The 6,619-nt window shown below is 66.3% G+C and carries 4 protein-coding genes; 1 reads left to right on the top strand and 3 read right to left on the bottom strand.

Annotated elements, in window-relative coordinates; genetic code table 11:
* From AWC08_RS16600 to AWC08_RS16590, 3 genes are all read right to left on the bottom strand, one after another.
* Positions 1-442, bottom strand: a 442-nt coding sequence (locus AWC08_RS16600) for a PE family protein (protein WP_085087989.1), incomplete at its 3' end; no start/stop codon positions are given.
* 393 nt (positions 443-835) lie between these two features.
* Positions 836-3,868 carry an AfsR/SARP family transcriptional regulator gene (locus AWC08_RS16595; protein ID WP_069434865.1) on the bottom strand — a complete coding sequence of 1,011 codons (3,033 nt, stop codon included), beginning with the start codon at positions 3,866-3,868 and terminating at the stop codon, positions 836-838.
* Between the two features lie 97 nt (positions 3,869-3,965).
* On the bottom strand, positions 3,966-5,201 hold the full coding sequence (locus tag AWC08_RS16590; RefSeq protein WP_142283629.1) for an acyltransferase family protein: 1,236 nt from the start codon (positions 5,199-5,201) through the stop codon (positions 3,966-3,968).
* Positions 5,202-5,353: 152 nt separating this feature from the next.
* On the opposite strand from AWC08_RS16590, the gene pgfA reads away from it, so the two are divergent.
* Positions 5,354-6,619: a cell envelope lipid trafficking protein PgfA gene (pgfA, locus tag AWC08_RS16585; protein ID WP_159460000.1), complete on the top strand. Its 1,266-nt coding sequence runs from the start codon at positions 5,354-5,356 to the stop codon at positions 6,617-6,619.

Raw genomic sequence — 6,619 nt, 5'->3', positions numbered from 1 at the left:
ACCCGCCCCTGCCGCCGTTACCCCACAGCAGGCCACCCGCCGCACCGTTCTGCCCGCTCCCCGCTGCCCCATCAGCACCGTCTCCGATTAGCGGACGACCAACCAGCGCGACCGTCGGCGCGTTGATCAGCCTCAACAATTCCTGCCCCGCGCGCTGCAACGTGGCGACATTGACCGCCTCAGCACCGGCATAGGCTCCAGCAGTGGCATTCAACGACGCCACCAGCCGCTCCTGAAATGCTGCCGCCTGAACACTCGCAGATTGATATGCCAACCCATGGCCGTTGAACAGCTCGGCGATCGCCACCGATACCTCGTCGGCAGCGGCCGCCACTAAGCCTGTGGTGCGTGTCGCCGCAACAGCACCAGCCTCGTCCGCCACCCGACCCAACGTCGCGATATCTCCCGCTGCGGACCTCAACGACTCCGGCCTGATGATCACGCGAGTCCCCCAAAAAAGTGGAGTGAACTGTGCGCTGGCGCCTGCTTTGACGGACTGGTGGCACGGATACTTAGTCCCCGCTTCGTCCACTCATGGGTGGAACACCCGGCCGTCGTCGCCGGCAGGTGGGACAACACACGATCGCGCAGCCAGAACATGGCCGGTCTCCCATCTTGCAGCTAACGGTCAACACTGGTGAACGCGATTTCGGTGAATGTGCGGTGATTGTGAAATTGGCTAGTTGTGAGGCTGGTTTCTGCACCGGCAAAGCCGAAACGTCGGTTGACGGATGGGATCAGATGGTCGGAATCGGGAATGAGGCTGTCGTCCTACGAGCGGTTCGACGCGTCCGCAAGACATGCGCCGTTCTCAGTTTCGATGGGTCGATTCGGATTACTGGATGAGGTGACGGGAGACGTGGCCCTTAATGGCAACACTCGCGATCGTTTGGCCGGTGGTCTGGCCGAGATCGGCCGGAAGCTCTCGTGCACTGTGCTTCTGCAGGGCCGCACGCGCCCGCGCGACCACGGCGGCGTTGGTAACCGGCGGCGCCCGGTGGGCGTCCAGACGGGCCGGGCCCAACCAGTCAAGCAACACGTCGGTTTGTTCGGCGGTGAGCGGAGAAGGCTTGCCCGCGTTCATGAATGCCCAATAGAGGAACGCCGCGTCCTCGTAGGCGCCGAGCCGGATCAGTAACCGCACAACGTGGCGCAACGTGAGCCACTGCTGCGTCCTGTCCCCGAACCGGTCCCAATGTTCAAGCACCGCAACGAACATCTGAGCCGCCGCACGCGGGTCGCCGTACAAGGCGCGAGTGGCTGCGGCTTCGAGCAGCGCACTACCGTAGACCCAGAAGTTCTGCACCTCGGCAGCCAGCCTGGCGGCGTCGTCGAACAGCGCCAGTGCGCGTTCGGGTTCGGACTTGCGCAGCAGGTAGCCGAGCGCGAAGTAGGCCATCGACTGTGCGGTCGGATTTCCCGACTGTTCTGCGACGACTATCGCTTCCTGCGCGGCAGGCACCGCAACGTCGTCATTGCGCATCACGCCCTGACAGATGGCGAGCACGAAAAGCGACCAGCAGAGCCTGATGTCGTCGCCTTCGCTGCGTGCACACATCACCTGGTGCTCCCAGTACGCCAGGGCCTTCATCGGTTCGCCCTCGAAAAGCGCGACATCGGCCATGACGTCGGCGGGGTACACCACGCGGGCGCTTCCCCGCACCGGCACACGGCCTCGGGCCAGCGCCTCCAGGGACTTCGCCCGCCCGAAGTCGGCGTGGTTCCAGGCGACTCGGACGGCCGTCCCGACGGCGGCGACGAACAGCGGATGATCGGGGTCGGCGACGGCTATCACCCGCTCGGCCCAGTCAGCCACTTCGTAGCCGATGCGCCAGCCGATCAACTCGGGAACGGACGCGACAAGGCGCAACGCGAGGTCGATCTGATGCTCGTCCATCGAATGCTCGAACGCCGACCGCAGGTTGTCGTAGTGAGGCAGCATCCGCTCGACCCACTGGCGTTCCTGAGGGCTCTGCATGCCCGCCCCGGCCTGCTCGGCCAGCTCGGTGAAGTATCTGGCGTGCCGCAGTTGCACCTGCCTGTCGAGCTTGCGCTCCACCAGCCGCTCTCGTCCGTAGGTGCGCAGCGTTTCCAGCAGCGAGTAGCGGGTCCGTTCCCCGGTGGTGCATACCGCCACCATCGACTTGTCGACCAGACAATTCAGCAGCTCAAGAGTGTCCGACTCACCGGAGCCCGGTGCCGCGCAGACTCCGTGTGCCGCCTCCACGTCGAAATAGCCGGCGAAGACGCTGAGCTGGTCGAAAAGCAGCTGCTCGGCCGCGGTGAGTAATCGGTAGGACCACGCAATCGTCTCGACGAGGCTCTGCTGGCGCGGCAGCGCGCGACGTGCTCCACCTCGCAGCAGGCTGAGGTAATCCGGACGTCGTGCAACGTCCACGGGGCTCATCATGCGCATCCGCGCGGCGGCCAGCTCGACTCCCAGCGGCAGGCAATCGACCCGCCGGCATATCTCGGCGACCGCACCGCTGGGCTGGTTCTCCAAACTGAATTCGGGCTGGCTGGCGGCCGCGCGGTCGGCGAAGAGCTGGATGGCATCCTCGAGACGAAGCGGCTCTACTCCAACTATCCGCTCACCCGTTACGCCCAGCGGCTGCCTGCTGGTGGCGAGTACCGACACGCGGGGGCAATGCCGCACAATCTGGTCTATCAGGTAGGCGGCCGACTCCAGCACGTGCTCGCAGTTGTCGAACACCAGCAGGACCTCGCGCTCCCGCAGGTATTCGATGACGCTCTTTTCGATGTCCATGCCCTGCTGTTGACGCAGCCACACACTGGCCGCGACGGCATGTACGACCGTGTCGCCGTGCTCCAACGGCCCTAGTCCGCAGATCCACACCCCGTCGGCGAAGCGCTGCTGTTCATGGCGCGCCAGCTCGAGCGCCAACCTCGTCTTTCCGACGCCGCCCACGCCCGTCAGTGTCACCAGCGGACCCGCCCGCAGCGCGCGGCTGACCCGCTCCCGTTCGTACTCGTGGCCGACGAAGCTGGTGGGTTGCTGCAGCAACGGCGGGTGCGGCCACTCGAAGGTGACGGTTTGCTTCTGCGCGGGATGCTCCGGCGGCCCGGGCGCTGCGCTTGCCGGGCGGGCCTGTATTACGGTCTTCACCTCCACGGCTTCCCCGGTCACGATCTGCTGGTAGACCGCACGCAGCGGCAGGCCGGGATCGACCCCGAGTTCCTCGACGAGTTGCTCTCGTATTCGGTGGTAGGTCTCGAGTGCCTCGGCCTGCCTCCCACTGCGCGACTGCGCCAGCATCAATTGGCCGGCCAAACGTTCGTCCAGGGGATGGGCCATGTGCGCCGCAGAAACCTTCACCAGCAGCTCGGCGTGTCTACCCGCCCGAAGCGCGGCGTCGTTGTGGTCCAGTTCGACCGCGAAGCGCTCGGCCTGCAAAGCGTTGCGGGCATCGTTCACCCAGGGCGTGTCCAGCGCTGCGAAGGGCTCGCCGGACCACATGTCCAAGGCCCGCTCCAGCAGGACTGCGACCTCGACGGGGTCGGTTGTGGCCCGTGCCCTGGCCACCTCCGCGCGGAAGCGGTAGAGGTCGACCGACAACGGATCTGCCGTGAGGACGTAACCGCCTGGCTCCCGGGACACTGCGGCGGCGCCCGACGTGTCAGCGAGCAGGTTTCGCAGGCGAGAGACATAGCCTGCCAACGCATTTCGGGAATGGCGCGGAGGGTGGTCGGACCACACCCGGTCGACCAGTTGATCTGTGGGGATCGGCCGGTTGACATCCAGGAGGAAGGCGACCAGAACGCAGCGCTGCCGCGCGTGTCCAATGTCGAGCCGATGCCCGTTGACTCGAACTTCGATGTCGCCGAGTACCCGGAACTCGACCGTCATCCAGCAACCTTCCCGCGGAAATACAGCGCTGGCAGCCCGTCTGCTGGTCAGTAGCATACGTCCGGGCGCGACCGCAGCGCAGGCCGCAGTTTGCTTGTCAGGGCGCTATGGCGTCCGCCTCGCGGTCCTGCGGCCCAGCGTTGCTTTCGCGCTTCTCCCAGCGGCGCAGCGCCTCCCGGCAGGGCGACTCCACCAGCGCATAGCTCACCGCCGCGATCGCGATCCCGAAGAACAGAGTCAAGACCAGCACCGTCGGCATGTGGCCGTTGAAGGCGAAGATGCCGAGCACCGGGAACACCATGTCCAGCGCGGCAAGATGCCAGATGAACAGCCCATAGGACCAGCGTCCCAGCGTCACCATGACCGTGCTGCCGAGTATCCGGTGCGCGGTGTCCGGCCGGTCCAGCACCAGCGGCGCCAGCAGCGCAAAGGCCACCACCGAACCCATCGCCGTCTTCACCGAGAATTGCGCGGCGCTGCTGGGCACCAGACCCGCCGGCCCGGCCAGCGGCGAGGCCGCCACCAGGTAGGCCGCCACAGCGATCACCGCCATCACGACGCGGTGGCGAGCCAGCCGGTGCAGCCGGCCGAACCGGCTGTGCACCAACTCGGCCAGCACCATTCCCGCGGCGAACCAGGAGAAGTAGGCCGGCGGCCAGTTCAGCGGGTTGGCCCCCGGCCCACCGCCCAGCACGGCCAGCGGCAGCCAGCCCCACGCCCAGCTGAGGACGCCCAGCGAAGCGATGACGGGCAGCCGCGCCCCGACCGGAACCCGCCGGGCCAGCAACGCCAGGATTGGCAGCGCCAGATAGAACGTCACCTCGACCGACAGACTCCACATCTGGGTGAGCCCGCCGGTCAGGGTCAGCGGGACGTAGATCTGGGTGAGCGTCAGGTTGGCCAGCCAGACGGTCGGGCTGGCGTGGTTGGAGTCGGGCAGCAGGGTCAGGATCACCACCACTGCCACCAGATAGGCCGGCATGATGCGGACCACGCGCGAGCGCAGATAGTGACCGGTGCGCGGGCGGGGCTTGAGGTCGCGTTCCGCCGCTGCGTGTCCGCGCCACAACAAAAACCCCGACAGCGCGAAGAAAACCGCGACGGCCAGGTCGAACCGGCCGAACAACCGCCCGTCGACACCGCTGGAATGCCCGGTCTGGAAGGCGACGTGGGTGACGACCACGCCGATGGCCGCGCAGGCGCGCATACCCTCCACAGCGGGCAAGAAGCTGCGGGTGCCGCCCACCTGCCCGCCGTCGATCACGTTCACAGTCTGCCTGTGCGTGTTGTCCGCGGCAGCGGGTACACCTCGGGCCGGGCGCGGTCCGTACATTTGGGTGAGGTTCATGCCCAGGTTCCTAGACAAGGGCGCCGTGTTCTGCTGTTAGGGTCGAACGGGTTTGCCTCGCTGCTTGGTCAGGTCAAAGCGGGTCGCGACCGGAATGTCCCGGACGAACTCATCGGCCAGAAGGAGGTCACAGCAACGTGAACCGAGCAGTCATGTTGCGCATCGCCGCATGCGGAACTATCGGTCTCGGAGCCGCACTGCTGATCGCCGCGTTGTTGTTGTCGACCTATACCAGCAGCAGGATCGCCAAGATTCCGCTCAATCTGGACGCGACGCTCATCAGTGAGGGCAACGGAACCGCGCTCGACGCGGCCTCCCTGTCCACTGACCGGGTCGTCGTGAACCAGAACGTTCCATTGGTGTCCCAAGAGCAGATCAGCGTCGAATCGCCCGCGAACGCCGACGTGGTCACGCTGCAGGTCGGGTCCTCGGTGCGGCGCAGCGACAAGCAGAAGGACAGCGGCCTGATGCTGGCCATCGTCGACACCGTCACCATCAACCGCAGGACGGCGATGGCGGTCTCCGACGATTCCCACCCGGGCGGTTATGTCCAGAAGCCGCGCGGAATCGGCGACGAGAACCCGCCGACCGCGATGCCGTTGCGCCACGAGGGTCTGGCCTACCGCTTCCCGTTCAACACCGAGCGCAAGACGTACCCCTATTTCGACCCGATCGCACAGAAGCCGTTCGACGCCAACTATGACGGCCAGGAGGATGTGAACGGGCTGAGCACCTACCGGTTCACTCAGGAGGTAGGCGTCAACAAAGAGGGCAAGCTGGTCGCCCCCATCACCTACCCGTCGCTGTACGGCGGTAACGAGGACGGGAAGATCACCACGAGCGCGGCGATGTGGGGCGTGCCGGGTGAGCCGAACGAGCAGATCACCATGACCCGCTACTACACCGCCAAGCGCACCTTCTGGGTTGACCCGGTGTCCGGCACCATCGTCAAGGAAACCGAGCAGGCCCATCACTATTACGCCCGGGACGCGCTGAAGCCCGAGGTGACGCTGGTGGATTACAAGCTCACCTCCACCCAGGAGACGGTGGAGTCGCAGGTCAACTCGGCGCGTGACGAGCGTGACCGGGTGGCGTTGTGGTCGCGCGTGCTGCCGATCACGTTCACCGCGATCGGCCTGATCGCGCTCCTCGGCGGCGGGGTGCTCGCCTCGTTCAGTCTGCGCACCGAAAGCGCGCTGACCGACCCCAGCCTCGATCGCGACGACACCGATTTCCTGCGTCGCGCCGGGCTCGAGCCGCCGACGCCAGGCGCCGAGGCGGAAACCGAGAAGATCCCCACCCAACGACCGGATCTGCACGAGGACGATCCGAGTCCACCGGAATTGGACCCGCCCAAGGATCCGCCGGACGCTGAGCCGCCGCCGCCGACCGAACGGACCTAA

The sequence above is a fragment of the Mycobacterium gordonae genome (assembly GCF_002101675.1).
Classification (GTDB): Bacteria; Actinomycetota; Actinomycetes; order Mycobacteriales; family Mycobacteriaceae; genus Mycobacterium; species Mycobacterium gordonae.
This window is presented reverse-complemented; position numbering and strand designations above follow the sequence as displayed.

Excerpts from the sequence above, each read along its gene's own strand:
- AWC08_RS16595 (WP_069434865.1), bottom strand. The coding sequence starts at position 3,868 with ATGACGGTCGAGTTCCGGGTACTCGGCGACATCGAAGTTCGAGTCAAC.
- AWC08_RS16590 (WP_142283629.1), bottom strand. The coding sequence starts at position 5,201 with ATGTACGGACCGCGCCCGGCCCGAGGTGTACCCGCTGCCGCGGACAAC.